Annotated in this window: 17 protein-coding genes; 6 read left to right on the forward strand and 11 right to left on the reverse strand. The window is 44.4% G+C overall.

Annotated elements, in window-relative coordinates:
• The first annotated feature begins 248 nt into the window (after positions 1–248).
• Positions 249–1,238: a DUF4003 family protein gene (locus tag AMS66_RS02490; RefSeq protein ID WP_053779286.1), complete on the forward strand. Its 990-nt coding sequence runs from the start codon at positions 249–251 to the stop codon at positions 1,236–1,238.
• Between the two features lie 98 nt (positions 1,239–1,336).
• Here AMS66_RS02490 and AMS66_RS02495 read toward each other — a convergent pair whose 3' ends face one another.
• Positions 1,337–2,326, reverse strand: a complete 990-nt coding sequence (locus AMS66_RS02495) for a phosphotransferase (protein ID WP_053779287.1) — start codon at positions 2,324–2,326, stop codon at positions 1,337–1,339.
• A 162-nt stretch (positions 2,327–2,488) separates the two neighbouring features.
• Here AMS66_RS02495 and AMS66_RS02500 point away from each other — a divergent pair, with 162 nt between their 5' ends.
• Complete coding sequence (locus tag AMS66_RS02500) at positions 2,489–3,355, forward strand: alpha/beta hydrolase fold domain-containing protein (protein WP_082350531.1); 867 nt, start codon at positions 2,489–2,491, stop codon at positions 3,353–3,355.
• 293 nt (positions 3,356–3,648) lie between these two features.
• Positions 3,649–4,998 carry a lytic polysaccharide monooxygenase gene (locus tag AMS66_RS02505; RefSeq protein ID WP_053779288.1) on the forward strand — a complete coding sequence of 450 codons (1,350 nt, stop codon included), beginning with the start codon at positions 3,649–3,651 and terminating at the stop codon, positions 4,996–4,998.
• A gap of 157 nt (positions 4,999–5,155) precedes the next feature.
• Here AMS66_RS02505 and AMS66_RS34295 read toward each other — a convergent pair whose 3' ends face one another.
• The 4 genes from AMS66_RS34295 to AMS66_RS02525 form a co-directional block, all read right to left on the reverse strand.
• Positions 5,156–5,521 (reverse strand): 1,3-beta-galactosyl-N-acetylhexosamine phosphorylase C-terminal domain-containing protein, encoded by a 366-nt coding sequence (locus AMS66_RS34295; protein WP_053779289.1) that lies wholly within the window; start codon positions 5,519–5,521, stop codon positions 5,156–5,158.
• 233 nt (positions 5,522–5,754) lie between these two features.
• Complete coding sequence (locus AMS66_RS02515) at positions 5,755–6,585, reverse strand: GNAT family N-acetyltransferase (protein ID WP_236703097.1); 831 nt, start codon at positions 6,583–6,585, stop codon at positions 5,755–5,757.
• Positions 6,586–6,903: 318 nt separating this feature from the next.
• On the reverse strand, positions 6,904–9,084 hold the full coding sequence (gnpA, locus tag AMS66_RS02520) for a 1,3-beta-galactosyl-N-acetylhexosamine phosphorylase (RefSeq protein WP_053779291.1): 2,181 nt from the start codon (positions 9,082–9,084) through the stop codon (positions 6,904–6,906).
• Between the two features lie 13 nt (positions 9,085–9,097).
• Positions 9,098–10,117 carry a glycoside hydrolase family 88/105 protein gene (locus tag AMS66_RS02525; protein WP_053779292.1) on the reverse strand — a complete coding sequence of 340 codons (1,020 nt, stop codon included), beginning with the start codon at positions 10,115–10,117 and terminating at the stop codon, positions 9,098–9,100.
• 172 nt (positions 10,118–10,289) lie between these two features.
• Between AMS66_RS02525 and AMS66_RS02530 the strand changes: the two genes are divergently transcribed.
• Complete coding sequence (locus AMS66_RS02530; RefSeq protein WP_053779293.1) at positions 10,290–11,234, forward strand: helix-turn-helix domain-containing protein; 945 nt, start codon at positions 10,290–10,292, stop codon at positions 11,232–11,234.
• Between the two features lie 121 nt (positions 11,235–11,355).
• On the opposite strand, the gene AMS66_RS02535 is transcribed toward AMS66_RS02530, so the two are convergent.
• The 4 genes from AMS66_RS02535 to lpdA all read right to left on the reverse strand — a co-directional run bounded on the left by AMS66_RS02535 (position 11,356) and on the right by lpdA (position 15,929).
• Positions 11,356–12,528, reverse strand: a complete 1,173-nt coding sequence (locus AMS66_RS02535; protein WP_053779294.1) for a DUF4317 domain-containing protein — start codon at positions 12,526–12,528, stop codon at positions 11,356–11,358.
• A gap of 172 nt (positions 12,529–12,700) precedes the next feature.
• Positions 12,701–13,873 (reverse strand): ABC transporter permease, encoded by a 1,173-nt coding sequence (locus AMS66_RS02540; RefSeq protein WP_053779295.1) that lies wholly within the window; start codon positions 13,871–13,873, stop codon positions 12,701–12,703.
• Positions 13,857–14,489 (reverse strand): HlyD family efflux transporter periplasmic adaptor subunit, encoded by a 633-nt coding sequence (locus tag AMS66_RS02545; protein WP_053779296.1) that lies wholly within the window; start codon positions 14,487–14,489, stop codon positions 13,857–13,859. Before AMS66_RS02545 ends, AMS66_RS02540 begins: the two co-directional genes overlap by 17 nt.
• Before the next feature lie 45 nt (positions 14,490–14,534).
• The gene (gene lpdA / locus AMS66_RS02550; protein WP_053779297.1) at positions 14,535–15,929 is read right to left on the reverse strand and encodes a dihydrolipoyl dehydrogenase; all 1,395 of its coding nucleotides are present in this window, start codon (positions 15,927–15,929) and stop codon (positions 14,535–14,537) included.
• A gap of 235 nt (positions 15,930–16,164) precedes the next feature.
• Between lpdA and AMS66_RS02555 the strand changes: the two genes are divergently transcribed.
• Together AMS66_RS02555 and AMS66_RS34620 are read left to right on the forward strand one after the other, a co-directional pair.
• Positions 16,165–16,734, forward strand: coding sequence for a TetR/AcrR family transcriptional regulator (locus tag AMS66_RS02555; protein ID WP_053779298.1), 570 nt, complete (start codon positions 16,165–16,167; stop codon positions 16,732–16,734).
• A gap of 316 nt (positions 16,735–17,050) precedes the next feature.
• A complete protein-coding gene (locus AMS66_RS34620) occupies positions 17,051–17,131 on the forward strand; it encodes a putative holin-like toxin (RefSeq protein WP_363325771.1) in 81 nt (26 codons plus the stop codon).
• Between the two features lie 215 nt (positions 17,132–17,346).
• On the opposite strand, the gene AMS66_RS02560 is transcribed toward AMS66_RS34620, so the two are convergent.
• Together AMS66_RS02560 and AMS66_RS02565 are read right to left on the reverse strand one after the other, a co-directional pair.
• Positions 17,347–18,054 (reverse strand): DNA alkylation repair protein, encoded by a 708-nt coding sequence (locus AMS66_RS02560; protein ID WP_053779299.1) that lies wholly within the window; start codon positions 18,052–18,054, stop codon positions 17,347–17,349.
• Positions 18,055–18,296: 242 nt separating this feature from the next.
• Complete coding sequence (locus AMS66_RS02565; RefSeq protein WP_053779300.1) at positions 18,297–19,004, reverse strand: DUF7832 domain-containing protein; 708 nt, start codon at positions 19,002–19,004, stop codon at positions 18,297–18,299.
• Positions 19,005–19,159: the final 155 nt, after the last annotated feature.

A 19,159-nucleotide genomic window follows, 5' to 3' on the forward strand; every position in this document is an offset into this window, starting at 1 on the left:
GGCGTTGTACCCTTCCGTGTCCTACACCATTTCTTTCAATTAACAGTACAACGAACGTATAGTACCTATTCTTATATGCAGATTCAAATAAATGAACCCTTTCGTTGCAATCAAATGCACCTCTTAGAAGTACAAATTGGAGCCTGTGAGGGAGTCCATAAACTTCTGTGGGGTGCTTTTTATGTGAACGGGGAGGCATCTTTTATAGTAAACTGGAGAAAAGGTCCAATCATTCGGGAGGTCTGCTTATGCAACTGCAACATGCTGCACGCGTCGAACTATTCGTTTCCAACGCTGAGATCATCAAAAAATCATTCAAGTGGCAAAATGTGATGATGCACCGTCTGGCAGCCCTGCTATATGCAGCGGAAAATAAACAAGCCGATGGCGAAGCCATCCGTCAAAGCCATGAATTGATTAAGCAAAACACAAAGCTCTTTTCGGTCTTTCGGGGAAATTCGGCGATTAACATCGCCACCATGCTCTCGCTTACGACAGAACAGGAAACCAAACTGGCAGACACCCTTCTGATCTATGATCTGATGAAAAATATTAAATTTCGTACATCCGATTATCTGGTTATTGCCGCCTATCAGATCGCAGCTCATGCGACGCCTGATCCATTCGAGCATAAGGTCGAACGAGCCAAAGCATTTTATGATCACATGAAAGCCCAACACCGCTTTCTTACCGGACAGGACGACTATATTTTCGCTGCCATGTTGGCCCTTTCCGATCTTGACGTGGCATCCGGTGTGACCCGTATGGAGCAGCTCTATGCTGAATTAAAACCTGAGTTCTCGCCGGGCAATAGTGTGCAGGCATTAACGCAGGTGCTGGTCCTAGGAGATGATAATCCAGAGGCGGGAGCTCGCGTACTCGCATTAAACGAAGCATTCCGTAGGCGGGATATACGAATGGACAAAATGTACACCCTGCCCTCTCTGGGGATTCTCTCCCTGCTGCCTGCTGACCGAGATACGCTAGTAGCACAAGTTGAGGAAACGTATGAATCGTTGCGTACCCAGAAGGGCTTCGGTGCCTGGTCGATTAACAAACAGGAATTGCTGCTACTGTCATCTTCGCTGGTGGCAGTTCAATATGTGGAGGATCTTCGAAACGGCGTTCTAACCACGGCTATCTCCACTAGCATCACCAACATTATCATTGCTCAACAGGCAGCCATGGCCGCTGCTGCAACATCGGCTGCCGTCGTTGCTTCGTCCTCATCGAACTAAGTAAAGGTCATGAAATGCATCTTACAAAATAAAAGAGGCCCTCTGGAACCATCCAGAAGGCCTTCTTCATTTGAATCCATCATTGCTGTTAGTCATCACTACTGAACAATTCCAGTATCCCGGAACTCTTCCACGAAACTATCCAACCAATCCGAACCATAATCCAGCGCACCCATATCACTTTCGATAAAAGCAACATCCAGACCCATAACCCAGAATCGGCGAGCAATAATAAAAAGGTCAACAGCCTGTTCATCTTCGGTAGAGAAGCTTCTTACCGAACGATATCCTGCTATGAGCGCACTCCATAACACTTCTTTTTGTTCACCAGACTGTCTCTTTCGAGCCTTCACCTGTGCCAGATCGTAGGCACGCCAGCCTTTAGCCGCCCACTCAAAGTCATAATGGATGAACTGATTGCCCTGTTGAAATGCGTTATTGTTCCCATGCATATCGCCATGGCACAGCCCCTTGTCCAAACCTAGTTTGGATGCGACGCCGATTCGTTCTTTTAACTCTCTAGCAAACGTATGTAGGAATGATGATGCTTCATTTTTTTCACCGATGTAGTTGATGATTCGTTCAAGAGGCTCGTCAATGAGAAACTTCGTATCCAACTCATATCGCGGCTGCTCCATTACCACTTGGTCCATCGCTTTATGCAGCTCAGCCGCAGACTGACCAAAAGCGTAACATGACTGTTCATCTTCAAGGTTGTTCTCGATACCCTCAATATACCGAAACATCACAGCAACCCGCTTGCCTTCCCCGGCCTCCAACACAGTATATCCAGTATGATCTTTCTTCTCGATGTATTCTCCAATATCAGTATGTACTGATGAACCTAGAATGCCCTTTAGTTGAGATAATAGGGACAGTTCGTACTGAACATCAGCCTCCGTAATTTCAGTACGGTAGACACGAAGAATATACATGCCAGAGGAAGTACGTACACGGTAGGTATCATTTAACCCTCTCAGCCAGAATAAACATTCTTCCCACGATCCGATGTCATATTGATCACTCAATACAAGCTCCAGATATTTAGGGTTGAGCACTGAACGTAAAGCAGTCGGTTGATTGAACATATGTATGCTCCTTATGTTTGATATGATCATCACTATAGTTACAGATAAATGATCCCTTCATCTATCAACCTATAACATAGTATATTTTTAATTTATTTTCCAGAATATATTTAATCGGGTAAATGCTTAGCTGAATTCATTTCTCCTCTTTTATGCGCACAGATGAGTGTGAATATATACAACAAAAAACGCTCTATCAAGAGCTATCTACTAGAAAAATACATCGGAACTTTAGATAGCAAGAAGAATTTATCCACGCGAGAAAATACCCTGAAACACCTGGAGCACATGGGTATGGAGAATACTAAACCTTATGAGCTGGGTAAGGTTAAATTTATCTCTTCAGTAAACGAACGTTCCTTTGAAGACATGCAGGTATTTACATTGAATGACCAGATGTCTGCTGATCAAAAAGTGATTCTATATATACATGGCGGCGCTCATACACACCAGCCTCTAACCTTTCATTGGAAGTTCATGGATCGCATGGCTCAATCCTTGAATGCCAAAGTTATTGCACCCATCTACCCCAAAGTGCCTCATTTCAACTATCAGCATACTTATCCGAAACTCTTGAACTTATACCAGGAAATCATTGAATCAATAAAGAGTCCTGCACAACTTACTATCATGGGAGATTCAGCGGGCGGAAATATTACCCTCAGCTTTGCACATTACATTAAGATGAATCTTCTTCCTCAACCCAAAGATATTATTTTGTTATCTCCATGTGTGGATATGGTTCTGGACAACCCGGTCATTTTCGACTATGAGACCCGAGATCCGATGCTGGCTGTGGAAGGCTATGATGTGATTCAGAGAATATGGGCGGCAGATAAAGATCTGGATCTATTAAGCATTGAACAGTTACTTTCTCCACTCCAAATCACTACAATGCAGCCCATGATCAACAACCAACTGTTGGAGATCTTCAACAAACTGTGGGTTGCTTTCGAAGGTTTTTTGACCGATTCCCTAGTTAAGAATGAATCTTTTTTCTCTTGCCTTTTCTTTAAAATCGATATGTAACACGCACTCCACTTATCAATCCAGTCGGAAATAAAGGCTTTTGTGGAGAGATGATCTCTCCGCAAAAGCTTTTTTTGTATAACTACCTAAGTCTTGAATAACTGGATTATCTATCAAATTTATCCTTGTTCAGCAAATGTGCGTCCTTTACAATAACTTTAGAAATAACATTTAAAATTGCATGTATCTCGATTTCTTTATTAATCAATATCCCTAATGGTATAGCACTTCCTTAATTACGATATAAGCTCTTACTTGAGTTTATATAAATATTTTATACAGGAGGCTATTGAATGTCCTTATTTCGATTCATTTTACCTTCTTCATCCAAGCTATTATTTATTTGCTGTCTGTTGGTGCTTACAACTGTAAGCATACTGTTCAACAGTCCAAAGGCGTTGTCACACGGCTACGTAGAAGGGCCGGCCAGCCGAGCTGCACTGTGTGCTTCGGGAGTCAACAAAGATTGCGGCACGATTGTGTATGAGCCTCAAAGCTTGGAAGCGCCTAAAGGCTTCCCTACTGCAGGACCTGTGGATGGTCATATCGCAAGCGCTAACGGTGTGTTTCCTAAACTTGATGAGCAATCCGCTACGCGTTGGTCGAAAGTAAATATGTCCAGTGGCAGTAATACATTTACTTGGAAGCTCACGGCTAACCATTCAACAGCAAGCTGGAAATATTATATTACGAAAACAACCTGGAATCCGGAAGCACCTTTATCCCGTAATTCATTCGACCTGACACCGTTCTGTTCAGTTCCCTACGATGGCAGCCAACCTCCATTTAGCTACACCAACTCATGCAACGTACCTGAACGCAGTGGTTATCATGTGATTCTAGCTGTCTGGGAGGTCGCGGATACTCCCAACGCCTTCTATAATGTCATCGACGTGAACTTCTCCGGGACGAATCCGGTTGACAATGTAGCTCCAACACCTCCAGCTTCCCTTGTGTCGACTGCAACTGCAGCTACGAGCACATCCTTATCATGGAAGGCTTCAACAGATAATGTAGGTGTAACAGGGTATAAAATTTACAACGGGTCTACCTTGGTAGGGAATGTATCCGGCGCAACTACAAGCTATACGGTAACGGGTCTGACAGCAAGTACGACTTATACCTTTACTGTCAAAGCAGTTGATGCCGCAGGCAACGAATCTGCAGCCAGTAATATTGTAAGCGTTACCACAACTGCACCTCCAGCTAACGACACTACCGCACCAACATCTCCAGGCGGGCTACATGTGATGGGAACACCGACCGCCTCCAGCATTCAGCTGATGTGGACGGCATCTACGGATAATGTTGGAGTAACAGGTTATAAAATTTACAACGGCTCTACTTTAGTTACAACGACATCCGGGACGGCAACGTCCTATACGGTAACCAATCTTGAAGCAAACACGACCTACAACTTTTCGGTTTATGCTGTTGACGCGGCAGGCAACCAATCAGCTGCAAGCACAATCAGCGGTAAAACAGCCGCAGCTTCAACTGCACCTGCATGGGCAACCAACACCCAATACACAGTGGGTACAATCGTCAGCTACAATGGCTTGACGTACAAGTGTCTCCTAACACACACGTCTCAAGTGGATTGGATCCCTTCGGCAACACCAACCCTCTGGCAGTTGCAATAACGGGATTGACTGAGGATTTAAAAAGAATTCCGTATAGATCTTGATTTACAACAACAGCCGATCCATATTCATGGGATCGGCTGTTTACTTTCACATGAAAAATAAGACGCCTCAGGAAGTAATCCTGAACGTCTTATTTCGTTATTTTTTTATGCTCCTACACCGACTTTATCAAGCCTATATGGGTGATTTTGGTGTCATACGGATCTACTTCCACGGTTTGTTTTCTATACTCGGTATGGATCGTCGTCGTTTGAACTTGATCACTATTATTAATCAAGACCAATATTTTACTTTCCGGATAATAAGTGCACTCTGTATACAAGTTATCCGTGATGTACTTCGTTTCATGAAATTCATTGCCCGCAAAGCGAATCAGATTCAGCAGTAACCTTGTGTTCTCCCAACTGAATTCGAAGGAAGACAGGTAGATCCCTTTTCCTTTACCGAAATAATGTGTAGACAATGCAATATTCCCGCCCTGTGCATCCAGAACAGCAGCTGTCCCATCGGTAAGGTACATGTTATTGTTGGCCCCTTCCGGCACCAAACCATCTCATCCCGCGCCTCATACGGCCATCTTCCATGAACGACCCTTGCGCCTGTATCCTCATCCACACCCAGCACATGTGCCATTCTGAAAAAGCTGTCGGTTGATTGAACATGATTATGTTCCTTCAGTTTAATAAGATAATCATTCTGGTTTCTGATGAATTATCAGGCAACCTCTAACTTAACGCCGAAACGGCGATCACGTTATAATTTCAAGAGCATTTCGTACTGGCCAACATGATACTCAAAGCCTGATTTGACCAGAAAATCTTCCATCGGTTTAAGATGAGCTTCCATATTGAGGACACTGACTTTAGGAGATTCTGTGCGTTGGACCATCTCTGTCAGGATGCTGCTTGCAATACCTTTGCCCCGGTAATTTTGGTTGACTGCGAGCTGTGGAATATCACCTGTTTTTTTATCTATAATGCCATAGCCAACAATGCTGTGATCCAGACGTGCAACCAAATAGATAAAAGCTTCAGGCACAGCGTAGATGGAATCAATTGAATTTTGCCAGGAGGGCTCCACATCCCAAAATTCTTTGAACTGCTTCAGATCGATCTTCTCCACACATTCCACCGTGCAGGTTGTTTGCGGTATGAATTTATCTTTTTCCAACTGGAAACATGAAAATTCCCTTTGAATTTTAAAGTTATGTTTACTATAGAGCTGAACTGCGGATTCGTTAGATTGGATGACTTCCAGCAAATATTGCTCTACATTTTTTTCTTTTAGCAGCTTTTCTATATTCAAGAGCAGATCACTAGTTATGCCCTGCCGTCTGTATTCTTTTACAACACCTGTCCCAAGGTCATATGCGGTTTCCTTTCCATTCCAGTTTCGAAGTCCATTGATAACAAATCCGACCATTCTCTCATCCTTAAAGGCCCCCATGGATATTTCGGGGTGATAACCCCTTCGTTGAAGCATTTGCTGAAATTTCCAAAAAGGCAAATCCATTTTAACCTGATAATCGGAAAACGCATCCACAAACGCTCGGTGAAGTGTTTCCATGCTTATCTTGTCCAACATTTTATAACTGTACATTAGGGCCACCCTCTCCTTTGAAAAAATGAAAGCAATAACATATTAGGGCTCATGATCTCCTACTCTTATTTAAACGTTCTACTAAATAATGTTAACACTACACAGTAAGATCCGCACTATAAACGTCATAGAATAAGAACAACCGAGCAAAAATTAGGATTAAAATTGTGATTTCGATCAGTTTATTCAGTTAGTGGAAAATGTTCAAATGGTTTGCTTTATAAAATATTCATGAATAAAATTCCTTTTCAACAAAATAGACCGCTCCCTGGTTAAGGGAATACGGTCTATCGAGTCATTATTCTATGGGGATACCGATTTTGTTAAACCTATTTTGGTTATAACCGTATCATACGGGTCCAATTCCACGGTTTGTTTTCCATACTCGGTATCGATCGTCGTGGTTTGAACTTGGTCACTGTTGTTAATCACAACCAATATTTTACTCTCCGGATAATAAGCACACTCTGTATACAAGTTATCCGTGATGTACTTCGTTTCATGAAATTCATTGCCCGCATAGCGAATCAGATTCAGCAGCAACCTGGTGTTCTCCCAACTAAATTGGAAAGACGGCAGATAGATCCCTTTTCCTTTACCGAAGACATGCGTAGACAGTGTAATCATACCATCCGCTTCACCCACTACATTAGCTGTTCCATCGATAAGATAAATGTTTTGCTTCGGCGTTATTCTTGCCCCTTCCGGCAACAAACCGTGCTCATCGCGGGTCCCATATGTCCATTTTCCATGAACCACCTTGGCGCCTGTGTCCTCATCCACTCCAAGAACATGTGCCATTCTGAAAAAGCTGTCGTACCCTTCTACCGCCGATGGCTGGTTGATGCCAATAAAAGTACCGCCCTCATACACCCATTTGGTCAGCAGGTCCACGCACTGGTGGTCATTCCAATACTCTCCGCCGCTCCAGGCTGAACCGGCAGAGCCGGCATTAATGACGACATCAATATGTTGCAGTGCGCCCTGACGGATATCTTCAAAATCAATGAACTGCACATCAACCGGTAAGCCGGACAAGGCTTCATTAACATGAATCAAGTCATGCATATACGTTTCATGGAAATGGCCGGACAATGTCCATGATCTTAATTTGCCCCAGCTATGCAGAACCGCTACCTTTGTCTTCATCTGATAGGGCTTGCCCTCGTCATGCAGCTCTTTCATTTCCCTGAATTCATTGGCAATCTTCTCCATGTAATCGCAAAAATCCGGGTAAGGCTCTACCAGATGCAGATATCCGCCCAGTCCAATTCGATCAATCGGCTCCCTAAGCAGGGCACGCCTAATATTAATCCAATATTTCTTCGCATCCAGCGTCGGATCTCCCCCCTCCTTGAAGGTAGGAAGCCCGCCTAAGCCCACCGGGAATAAGTATGGATGCAACCTGATCTCATGGGTGTCGACCTTGACGCCTGAACACATCCTGGCCTCATAACCTGAGAACACACATTTAATCATCCCATCGAATCCAAACTCCTGAAAGCGGTCATTATAAGGCTCCATGCCAACCCAGCTGTCATCATAGAAGACATACGCCAGCTTGCCGTGGTTATGCACGATATCAATTAACTTTTTCCCAAATTCGATGACAAAATCATTGATAAATGCCATCCAGTCCAGCTTGCGCTGCTGCGCCGGAATATGACTTACCCGATATTTGCCGCCATTCACAAAATCCTCGGCAGTGAGTGAATATCCATATTTTTTGGCAAACAGATCAAGTGCTCTTGAACTTACCGTAAAATCATATGAACCCCAATCCGAGAAAAGATGACGATTACGCTCGTCACTGCCCCAGATCCAGGCGAAATTATAAAATAATGAGGTGAACCGGACCACCGTTGTTTCCTGATGCTGCTGACACCAGTTTTCCATCCAGTCCAGCAGATATGTCTGCGTTTCCGGATAGATCGGATCAATTTGCATCAAATGCTCTTTGTCCCAATGGTTCGTGGTGTGATTGTACATCGAAATCTCTTCCCAGATCCGATAGGCCATGAAGCTTACGGTGTATTTATGCCAAGGGACGATACCGGTAATGACTACATGGCCGGATTCCCTTTCATAATTCCACTGCCCTCTTGGCACCTCCTCCCCGGTTGTCCGGTCAAAGACCTGCCAATATTTAAACGCCTCTTTGGAATCATTCACTTTGAATTGTTCAGCAAAAAAATCCTCCATCAGATAAAATGATACATAATCTTGTACAGCTACCTTCGGATTCGTAATTAAAAAACATTGCTGGAGCTTATCTTGATTTCGGGATGCCCACTCATTATGATCCCGGATGATGCAGATAGTCGAATAAATGCCATACCCCGCATTAATAATCTCATCGGATAATTGTGTGCCGTCACTGTCACGAATGACATCGGCACCCCACCGTTCGGCAAGTTCCAAAGTCAGTGCCTCATAACCGGATTCGCCGGGTAGTGTAAAGGAGCCTTTGATTGGTTTGGACAACTTGGTTCCCTCCCTATTTCAACATGTCGGACAGGAAAGCGAGCGCCAGGCCCTGACCCCAGCCCTGAATCCAGTCTTTTGGAATATTCCGATATCCTTCCCGATCTTTCATCACTGCTGTACCACCCGATACACCCAGTACACGCCCATCTTCGCTAATGTTGTTCAGGATGCCTTCCAATGCTTTTTGCACGTATTTTGTATGTAGCGGATTACCGTTATTGATCATGGCTGCTGCAATACCAGCGGAAGCTGACACCTCTTCATACGACTGCTCGTCATCCAGAACTGTGCGCCACAAGCCATTCTCCATCTGCACGAGCTTCAGAGTTGCCAGTTGATCCCGCAGTGAACACTCCACGTCCATGCACTGTGGATATAGATACCAGTCCTTCAATTGTGGTTTTACTTGTGACATGGTGTAGGCGCCCCAAGCGTTCGCTCTTCCCCAATATAATCCGGACATGTGGTCCTTGTTGACGTTATTGTAGCCGTGGTACCAGAAACCACTGCTCGGATCTTGCAGGTATTTGATATGCCAATAATATTGATTAAGAGCATCCTGAATCATTTCCTGATCCTTTAATTTGCTTCCTACACGGAGCAGAAAAAATGCCGCCATAAACAAGGTGTCCGCCCATGCCTGCTCGGGAAAATCATTGGAAACGGATACGGTATGCTGCAGCACGTTATCTCCGAATCGAAGTGCATGATTTTGAAGATAATCCACCTTGCTCATCACAATATCCCAATATTTCTGGTTCCCTGTTTCTTCATATAAAGTAATCAGCATATGGCCCATGGCACATGTATTTACGGTCCAGTCCGGCAAGCCCAGCTCGATATATTCATCCGCCCATTGGACAAGCCTGTCCAAATACTCTTTATTCCCTGTCGTTTGATAAGCTCTGGATACACCATAGTACGCCACACCGCAAGGCCAATCCCACGTCAAATCCATTGCCAGTGTTTTCTGGGTAACGTTATCAATTACATTCAAAATTACTTCCCTGTCATATTTCACTTGAAGCATCGGTGATTCCCCTCTCGTAGCGCACACGCCCCCAAATGCGCTTGAGAGCTGTCCGTCCCTGGTTTGAAAACGCTTTACTTATTTCATTGTACGCAGTAAAATAGTGTCAATCTAAGCATATTCGCAACAAAACTGCGCAATTTCAATCATTTATGAATGGGAGTTATCGAATGTGCCCAGAAAAAAACAGCCCATCATTGAATACCGCCACTACAGCTTGCCAATCCACTTTCCTATTCTGCTGTTAAGCGGTGAACGTTGGAAGATCTCCGATATCAAAAGTGAACACCTCCATTTCCACAACCATTTGGAGATTGGCATTTGCCATTCAGAAAGCGGCATTATGGAGATCAAAGGTGAATCTGTGCCTTTTAAAGCTGGTGATGTGACCTTTATCCCCAGGTATCTTCCTCATACAACATATAGTTCACCCAATGAAGCCAGTCTTTGGTCTTATCTCTTTTTCTCACCAGAGGATCTCTTTCAACATTCGTTTAAGAGCAGTGCCTACAGTTACTTTGAGCCCAATTTGTGGGCAATTAAGGGATTGAACTGTATTTTAAACAGGGAGGAACATCCGAGGATTTATACACTTGCGACATCGGTCGTAGAGGAATTGAAGCAGAAAAATCCTTTTTATCAGGAAAGTGCCTATGGCTTATTGTTATCCCTTTATATCGAACTCCTGCGAATCCATTCCCGGAATGAACCCTTGGCAGACCAAGAAACGCAGCATAATCTAAAAGGTGATCTTGTTATTTCTCCGGTTCTGGAGTATATCACCAAAAACTATATGTCGCCCATTACCATCGATTTTCTCGCTGATCTGTGCCACCTGAGCACCACTCATTTTCGCAGAAAATTCCATGACATTATGGGAACAGCACCTCTGGATTTCCTAAACAGCACCCGGATTGAAGAAGCCTGCAAGCAATTAAAAAGCACAGACGCTTCCATTCTTTCAATCTCCGAACAAGTCGGTTTTCAGTCCATTTCCAGCTTCAACCGATGTTTCTCCAGACTTATGGGGAAATCGCCGAAAGAATGGCGCAAAGGCGCACAGTCCGAAGTGCAATCTGCGAAAGCCTCCATATTGGAGTTTACGGGGTGGATGTAGGGAAGGGATATCTGCGATGGAGTTTATAGGCAAAAAAAAGACGCTCTGGGAAGCGATTCTCAGGCGTCTTCTTGCGTTCTTTGCATCATTTCAATACGAATAAAGGGATTGTTACACGACTCTAAAGGATCTCTGTCGTAAGCGTGAATCCTTCGATTACGACATCTTCGTCGACTTCAATCATGATGCACCGTCTGCCTTGATAATTCACTTGTTTCACATATCTCAGGTCTTGCGGGCTAACCGAAATCGTAGCAACTTTGGTTTCAATCTTAATGGACTTGGAAGTAAATTTCGGCATAACACTGGTCGCTTTCATTTCATAATTCTTGTTGTCAACGATGGTTTCAAATGCACGTTCCACTTTCTCCGACGTCAGATCCTCTACGCCGCTTGCAGTCAGCACACGTTCCAGATCTTTATAATCCAGCTTCGGAGGTTCTTCCTCATGTGACTCTTCGTTAATTTCGATGACCCGGTTGATCTCCTCGTACACATGTGCAATTGTGGCTGAGTCGAGCTGTTCACCGGCCACTTCCTTCACGATATCTTCGAAGATCGCCCGTTCTTCCAGTGCTGTCACGGATCTTTCTCCATTCAATACATTTTCAACAAAATGCGGATCCGGGAAATTCGATTTCCCTGTGCAGTACAAAATACGATTAACATCGGAATAGTTGTCCGTCACGCTTGGGTACAGGAAACCCTGCTCCGGTGTGCTTAATTTGACAACCGGATCTACAATGACATTGTACTTAAATTCTCTCTCCACGTAATCAAACAAGAGTGTTTTACGCTGCTTCTCCGTGGAATTCACGCTGCACAGGATGAATGGATGTGCGAACACTTCGTTCTTCTCGCTTTCTTCCGCTTCATCGTTACGGGCCTTGGTCGGCAAGTAATATTGTCCTCGAACGAACGTGATCACCATATCCCGTTCATACTTCGCATCCGCCAACATTCTTTCCACCAACAGGAGCATCAGGTCCTGCCATTCATCCGGGTCTCCTGTTACCAGTGCTTGGTGAAGCATCACCTGAGCTGGCTCTTCCGCTTGCTCCTGAAACTTCAACTCAAACAGTTTCTGATCCAGCTCGCCCGTCAGCAATTTTTTGAAATTGCCCATGTACAGTTCCTGCTTCTCTCTGTCCACCAGCTCAAACGGATGGCGCTCCCAATGATAGATCTCGTTCGTTTCCTTGGTAATATACACGTTGAGAATATCGTAAATATTCAGTAGATCATGATCCATTTTAAACTGCTTGCGTATATGCGCGACTTCTTTTTTATTCATGATTTGTTAGACAACTCCTCAAGTAAATTGGCCTTACAAGTATAAACGATATAAAAAACCTTCGCTAGAAGGACCTTTATCGTTACATGTCATCTGCGGGATCTCCAAAAAGAAAGACGCATCAGGAATGATTCCCGTGCGTCTGTTCTCGTTTTAATACTTATCTTTTCAATTAACTGCTGCTCGGCAACACATCTGCATTCAACAGTGGTTCCCGGCTGGAAGAAACTTTGCTCGCCTCACGCAGAAATAGTAATCCCATCAACAGTGACACTACGCCAATAATAATCAGCAATGCCCCCAACTCCTGACTGTAGGCTGTAAGCGCTCCGTCCCGAAAAGCCATTCCGCGAATCAGGCGGTTAAGCCAGTTCATCGGTAATGCCCATGCGAAAATTTGGAACGGTTCTGGAAATGCAAGCGGCGTTAGTTGAATTCCCGTAGCTAGAAAGGACGGATACAATACAAAGCTGGTTCGTAGACTGACTTTGGACATGTCTTTGGCAGTGTACCCAATCAACATACCCATGAGTGACAAGGCGCAGGCATAAACAACCATTGGGATGATAAAAAGATAAGGCTCCGCTTCAAACCGCATTCCCCCCACCTGCTTTAATAATCCATAGGATAGAAGCAGTGAAAGGGAACTCAATACAGCGTAAGGTACACACCGAATCCATAGATGGAAAGGTGATTTTCTATTTGCAAGCAGTTTCCCATCCTGACGCAACCGAGGCGCAATCGAGCCCGCTGCACTTGTCGTAATCATCAATACTACAATATTCACAAACCCAAGCACCATAAAACCAACATAACTGGAGGTTGGATTAAACAGCATCCGTTGCTGAAGGGATAACGGTGACACGATTCCTTTAGCTGTTTCGGCGTCCATCCCTTTCTGGACCAAACGTGTCATGGAAAGGGTCATATTTTCCGTCTGGATGACCTCTTGAATCGCGGTCCGGATCCCGGTTAGCCCCGAGGGCATCGTGTTATCCATCAAGATGCCGATGTTCGTCGATTTCCCCTGTTGCTGTCGCAGCCCCAACTGTTTCGGAAGCATAATGACCGCTACAGCCTGCTCATTGGCAAGCAATGTTTCGGGGCTCAGTCGGCTCGCATATACACTTTTGACGCTCATATATTGTGACGCATTTATTTTGGAGATCAGCTGCCGTGAATATTCGCTATGATCCTCATCAATGATCACAACTGGTGATTTGCTAATTTGATTCTGTGAAAACATTAAACCAAAAAATAGGGCTGCTATAATCGGACCGATAAAAATCAGTCGAACATACTTACTTCCCCATACGTACTTCCACTCGTCAATCAGTGATTTCATCAAGTTTCACCTCTGCTGTCATCCCCGGAAGCAAATCAACATTCGAATCCATCGATATTCGGACCAAAAACATACTTAAATCGGCTTGCCCTTTTTCGCGCGACATGCGCAGGCTCGCAAACTGAGGGGCGGATGAGATGGAAGTAACAACCCCGGTCACCTGTGTTGGCTGATCCAAATACGGAAAATGAACATCAATGCTTTGATTCATTTCAAGCTTTTGAATTTCACTTTCCTGTATGTAAAGGTCCGTATAATAGGTATTCTTTTGCAGAATCGCCAGCGGCACTCCTGGTTGGACTTGATCCCCCTGCTTTATAGTAACTCGGTCGACCAATCCGTCATACGATGCAAGTACATCCACATCTCCTTCCTCAGCTGATTTTACTTTGAATAGCACCTCCCCCTCTTTCACGGAGTTACCTGCAGACGCCCCCACCTCTACAATCGCCCCTGGACTATTCTGATAAATCACTGTCGTTTGCTCTGCCTCAAGCATGCCTTGTTTCCTACTCTCGGCCTGACTTACCGCATCCTTTCCTTTGACAGCCAGAAGTGCACCTCCAACGATTAACGCAATTGCAATCCCGATATAAAAACCAGCTTTGATCTTCATTCTTCCATCTCTCCCATTCCCAATCCTCGTATATGGTTAAATCTGCTATGCATTTTTACTTATGATCGTCATTTTTCTGACGGCGTTCTCGGCAGCGTCCATAGTGACTTCGCCCAATGTGGGATGAGGGTGAATCGTCATGGCTAAGTCCTCCACGGTTGCGCCCATCTCGATCGCAAGTGCGAGCTCCGATATCAGTGTGGATGCCTCCACGCCAACGATTTGCGCACCAATGACAATTCCTGAGGTCGGGTCAGCCACAATTTTCACAAATCCTTCGGTTTCCCTTAATGCCAATGCTCTTCCGTTGATCCCAAAAGAAGATTTTCCAATAACCACCGGAATGGCTTGTGCTTTCGCTTCTGTCTCACTTAAGCCAACGCTGGATAGCTCTGGATCGGAAAAGACGACTAGCGGAATCACCTTGTAATCCACTTTGGAGGTAAGGCCAGCAATGGCCTCTGCCGCTACTTTGGCTTCATAGGATGCCTTATGAGCGAGTGCCGGACCTGCTGTAATATCTCCAATGGCATAAATATGCGGGATAATTGTTCTGCACTGTTCATCCGTTTCAACCAGCCCTTCGCTGGTCACTGGCAAGACAATTCGCTCCAGTCCTAACTGGCCGTCCGTATTGGGTTTCCTGCCGATTGTGACCAATACATATTCCGCTGTAACCTGATGCTGCTCCTGATTCCTTGAATAATGTAGTGTAATGGAACTAGCATCCTGCTCCACCTTTTCAGCAATCGCTCCGGTTACGATCTGAATGCCATCCGCCTTCAATTGTTTGACTACAGGGGCTGCAAGTTCCCCCTCGAATCCGGGCAATACTTGTGCTCCTCCCTCCAGAATCGTTACCTGTGTTCCGAATTTGGCATACATCTGTCCAAGTTCCACACCAATATAACCTCCGCCGATAACTACCAGACTACTCGGCACCTCCTGCAGTGACAGTGCTTCTGTGGAAGACAAGATACGACCTCCAACTGGAAATGCTGGCAGCTCAATCGGCCGAGATCCCGTTGCCAGTATGAGGTTTTTAAAAGAAATGCTTTGCTCCTGTCCAGCTTGCTGGATCATCGCCGTGTGCTTATCAACCAGACTGGCCTCTCCTTCGAGAATGGTCACACCCGCATTCTTTAACAAATAGTGGACGCCACCTGCCTGTTTATTCACAACCCCCTGTTTAAAATCCTGTGCAATCTTAAATGTCGCTGCCGCATCAGCTTGATTGAACTGTCTGAACAAATCATAGCGATGCGATTCCGCAATTAAGGCTTTGGATGGTATGCAACCAACATGCGTACATACTCCACCAAGCTGTTTACGTTCGACAATTGCCGTCTTCATCCCCAGTTGCGCAGAACGAAGCGCTGCCACATAGCCTCCTGGACCTGATCCAATAACTAACGTATCTACAGATTCAAGTTTACTCATATCCTGATACCTCCCAATTCGAAGCTGATTTTAAATATGATGACCGTAATATATTATAACCATCATATTTTAAAGCCGTCAACAACCGTAATTGCCCTTTTGTAAATCAATAGATATCCAGTCGCCAAATTGACAGGCTTTATTATGATGACTATAATATTTTAAAAGTATAGAAATTGAACTAAACGTAAATATTCAATTTCTATAGAATGATGAAGCTATGGAGTGAATGACAATGCCCTATCCCAAAGGCCATAAAATAAAAGTACGAGGTAAAATTGTAGAGAGTGCTGCTCGGGCTTTTCGCACCAATGGTATCCAGGTCGTCAGTGTGCCGTTCATTATGAAGGGAGCCGGATTGACTCATGGAGGGTTTTATTCACACTTTGACAACAAGGAGCAACTGGTCGCCGAAGCCTGCGAATATGCCATCAGCGATACCATCGGACTTCTTCAAAAAGTCGCTGATCAGGAAGAGCAGGAGCCCAAAATCAATACAGTCATCGATTATTATCTGAGTCCATACCACCGCGACAAAACGGAAATGAGCTGTATATTTCCTGCCCTTTCCGGTGAAATATCCCGCTCCTCCGATGAGATCCGGCAGGTATTCACTAATGAACTGGAGCGGATGATTGCTTTTATCTCCAATCTGGCAGATATGGATGTGTCCAAAAGTCGTGCACTGTTTAGTACATTAGTCGGCTCGCTTGTTCTTGCACGCTCTGTTAATGATCCTGAACTAAGCGACAGCTTTCTCGCGGCGGGCAGGCAGCAAGCCAAAGAAGTGGTTAGAAGTAACTAGATGTAAACACTTCGGACTTTTATACGATACGTAATTTTGATACTGTTACATTTTTAGTATCCAGCTGTAAACACAAAAAAACACGCCTATAAATGGCGTGTTTCCTCTTATCTATTTACAACTAAATAATTCTTCATACTAGCCACCGTAACGCTCTCTCCGCATTCACAGTACTGGGTATTTATCATGCCAAGACTTTTATGAAAACGAATTATTGTTCATCTATTAGCTCCAAGAAAAATATGGTATACTCACAGAGCAATGGAAAGGCTTATATGGGCGGTCGGCTAATCTCCCGGAAGGGAGGTGATGCCTTGTGACAGTATTTGAAGCGATTATGCTAATGCTTACCTTCGGTTCGCTGATTGTAGCGCTGCTGTCCAATAAAGACAAATAGACCGCCCTCTGGCTAAGGGATGCGGTCTATTTAGTCGGTACCCTGCTTTGAAGCCCACCGCCCTTAAAAGCGGCTATTGCATCAGAGAGTCGTGTTAGCGCACGGCTCTCTTTACATTATAAGCTGTTTCTATCCTTATTATAACATGGTGATTGTGGATTTCAATTTGCAGATTCGAATGTTCCCTATACCAAAACTGACGACAACTATTCAGCTTAACATCTTACATATTTACGCTTGAATCCAGTGCGCTCTTTTTCCACTGCCTTTTGAATATTTTCGGATGCTAGCAGAAACTTGCTCTTAGGTTTGTCCTTGTTGACTTCAACAGGTCCCACGGCCTTGGCTGTCTCCACTGCCTGATCATGCAACGGAAGGTAGGAAACTGCAACGGTGTAGAGGAAGTTGTTCATGGAATACTTGGTGCGTTCAGGTGATTCGTGAATTGTCTGTTCTACCTGTTTAAGCATATCGTTCAACTTACTTTCGGAGAACTCGCTATCCGGCCGGCTACCGAGTAACCAGCAATAGCAGCTCCAGCCTGCAGACATTTTCAGTTCATCACCGCTCGCAATCCACTTGTCCGAAACCGCTTGGGCAATATCCGTCTCCGCCAACGTGACGGAAACGATGAAGTCAGAGATCATGTAAAAATAAGCGGCATCGATCCAACGGTCAAAATCAGCTTCCGTCATCGCTTGGGGATCGGCAATCACGCCAGCAAAGTACATGGCATCATAGTTCCCCGTAGCGTATAGCAGCTCGGCCAAAGGTTGATCCTTTTTTATTTTCTTCGCGATTGGTTTCATCGCCCCGGTTGCTACTCCAAAAAGCGGTTCGTGTGCACCATTGGACATATATATTTTCTTTGTTCGTTCTTTCCCGAGCGCTTCAAGCTCTTGCATAACTTCTTCCAAATTCATTGTGTAAAACTCCTTTTTAGGATATATATATTTCTAATTTATCGTTTAGAGGGAATACAGCTTGCCAGATGATCCATACAACAACTTCGCTTTCATTGTATCACAGCTTGTTGTCACGCTATACATCCAGATTCCACTAAATTCACTCCCATTCCAACATATCGTTTGTACACAAAGAGCCACTACTCTGAAGAGCAGTGGCCCATTGCTGATAGCTTATTTTCCTTATTTCTATCCTTGGTTTATGGTCTTTGACGACTTTTCCAATCCCTATAACGTTCAGTAATTATCGGCTCAAGGATGTGATAGTTCTCAATGGAATCTTGCGCATGGTAGATCGTTGGTAAACCAGTTGCCAATACGTTAGTGAAATCAACAGCGGTGTATAAGTCGTTATGGATATCCAGGTATTCGCGAGCAAAGACATCCGCTTCATCTGACAATTCCTTTGAGCTTAAAACACCATCCCAGTTCTTGCGATAGAACTGAGCACCCGTCATTTCATTTCGTTTCACGAGCTCGATATCCGATGCATCGTTTTTACCGCTTTGTTTGCCAATCATATCGTTTTTGATTATCCAGGTGATGAACATCCCTGTTGGAACATAGGCTTGAGTGATATCCAGCTCTTTCGGAAAGTCTCCCTCATAATGCCACTTCGCTTTGTCATACACATATATTTCTTTTTCCGGGATCTGAAACAAGACCTCTCTCTGCGCTTCCACAAAACCTTTAGTTCTCAGTTCATTAGCCAGTTCATTCAGCCGATCAACGGTTTCCTGCTTGGTAGGATAGGGTTCGTACGTCGGATTCATCGTCTTCTTATCAGGATATAATCGGCCTTTAATGATATTAAGAATGCATACTTCTGTTGCTTCCGTAATGATCAAATGTCGATAATCGGTAAACGTCTTTCCAGGTTTGATTAATACAAGCTCGATCTTTCCCATCCTCTCACCTCACCAATAATGCTAACAAGTCGACATATGTCGAGTGATTAGCGCCCACCCCTATGATATCAAAATTTGGAACGACCTAACATGAGTTACTCTATAAAACGTAATCTACTCCGTTTCTCTCCTACAGAGTCTTAATCAACGATCTG

The organism is Paenibacillus xylanivorans (assembly GCF_001280595.1).
Classification (GTDB): Bacteria; Bacillota; Bacilli; order Paenibacillales; family Paenibacillaceae; genus Paenibacillus; species Paenibacillus xylanivorans.

Bases quoted from the DNA above. Each gene is read 5' to 3' on its own strand.
- AMS66_RS02490 (WP_053779286.1), top strand. From the start codon at position 249: ATGCAACTGCAACATGCTGCACGCGTCGAACTATTCGTTTCCAACGCT.
- AMS66_RS02495 (WP_053779287.1), bottom strand. From the start codon at position 2,326: ATGTTCAATCAACCGACTGCTTTACGTTCAGTGCTCAACCCTAAATAT.
- AMS66_RS02500 (WP_082350531.1), top strand. From the start codon at position 2,489: ATGAGTGTGAATATATACAACAAAAAACGCTCTATCAAGAGCTATCTA.
- AMS66_RS02505 (WP_053779288.1), top strand. From the start codon at position 3,649: ATGTCCTTATTTCGATTCATTTTACCTTCTTCATCCAAGCTATTATTT.
- AMS66_RS34295 (WP_053779289.1), bottom strand. From the start codon at position 5,521: ATGTACCTTACCGATGGGACAGCTGCTGTTCTGGATGCACAGGGCGGG.
- AMS66_RS02515 (WP_236703097.1), bottom strand. From the start codon at position 6,585: ATGTTGGACAAGATAAGCATGGAAACACTTCACCGAGCGTTTGTGGAT.
- AMS66_RS02525 (WP_053779292.1), bottom strand. From the start codon at position 10,117: ATGCTTCAAGTGAAATATGACAGGGAAGTAATTTTGAATGTAATTGAT.
- AMS66_RS02535 (WP_053779294.1), bottom strand. From the start codon at position 12,528: ATGAATAAAAAAGAAGTCGCGCATATACGCAAGCAGTTTAAAATGGAT.
- AMS66_RS02540 (WP_053779295.1), bottom strand. From the start codon at position 13,873: ATGAAATCACTGATTGACGAGTGGAAGTACGTATGGGGAAGTAAGTAT.
- AMS66_RS02545 (WP_053779296.1), bottom strand. From the start codon at position 14,489: ATGAAGATCAAAGCTGGTTTTTATATCGGGATTGCAATTGCGTTAATC.
- lpdA (WP_053779297.1), bottom strand. From the start codon at position 15,929: ATGAGTAAACTTGAATCTGTAGATACGTTAGTTATTGGATCAGGTCCA.
- AMS66_RS02555 (WP_053779298.1), top strand. From the start codon at position 16,165: ATGCCCTATCCCAAAGGCCATAAAATAAAAGTACGAGGTAAAATTGTA.
- AMS66_RS02560 (WP_053779299.1), bottom strand. From the start codon at position 18,054: ATGAATTTGGAAGAAGTTATGCAAGAGCTTGAAGCGCTCGGGAAAGAA.
- AMS66_RS02565 (WP_053779300.1), bottom strand. From the start codon at position 19,004: ATGGGAAAGATCGAGCTTGTATTAATCAAACCTGGAAAGACGTTTACC.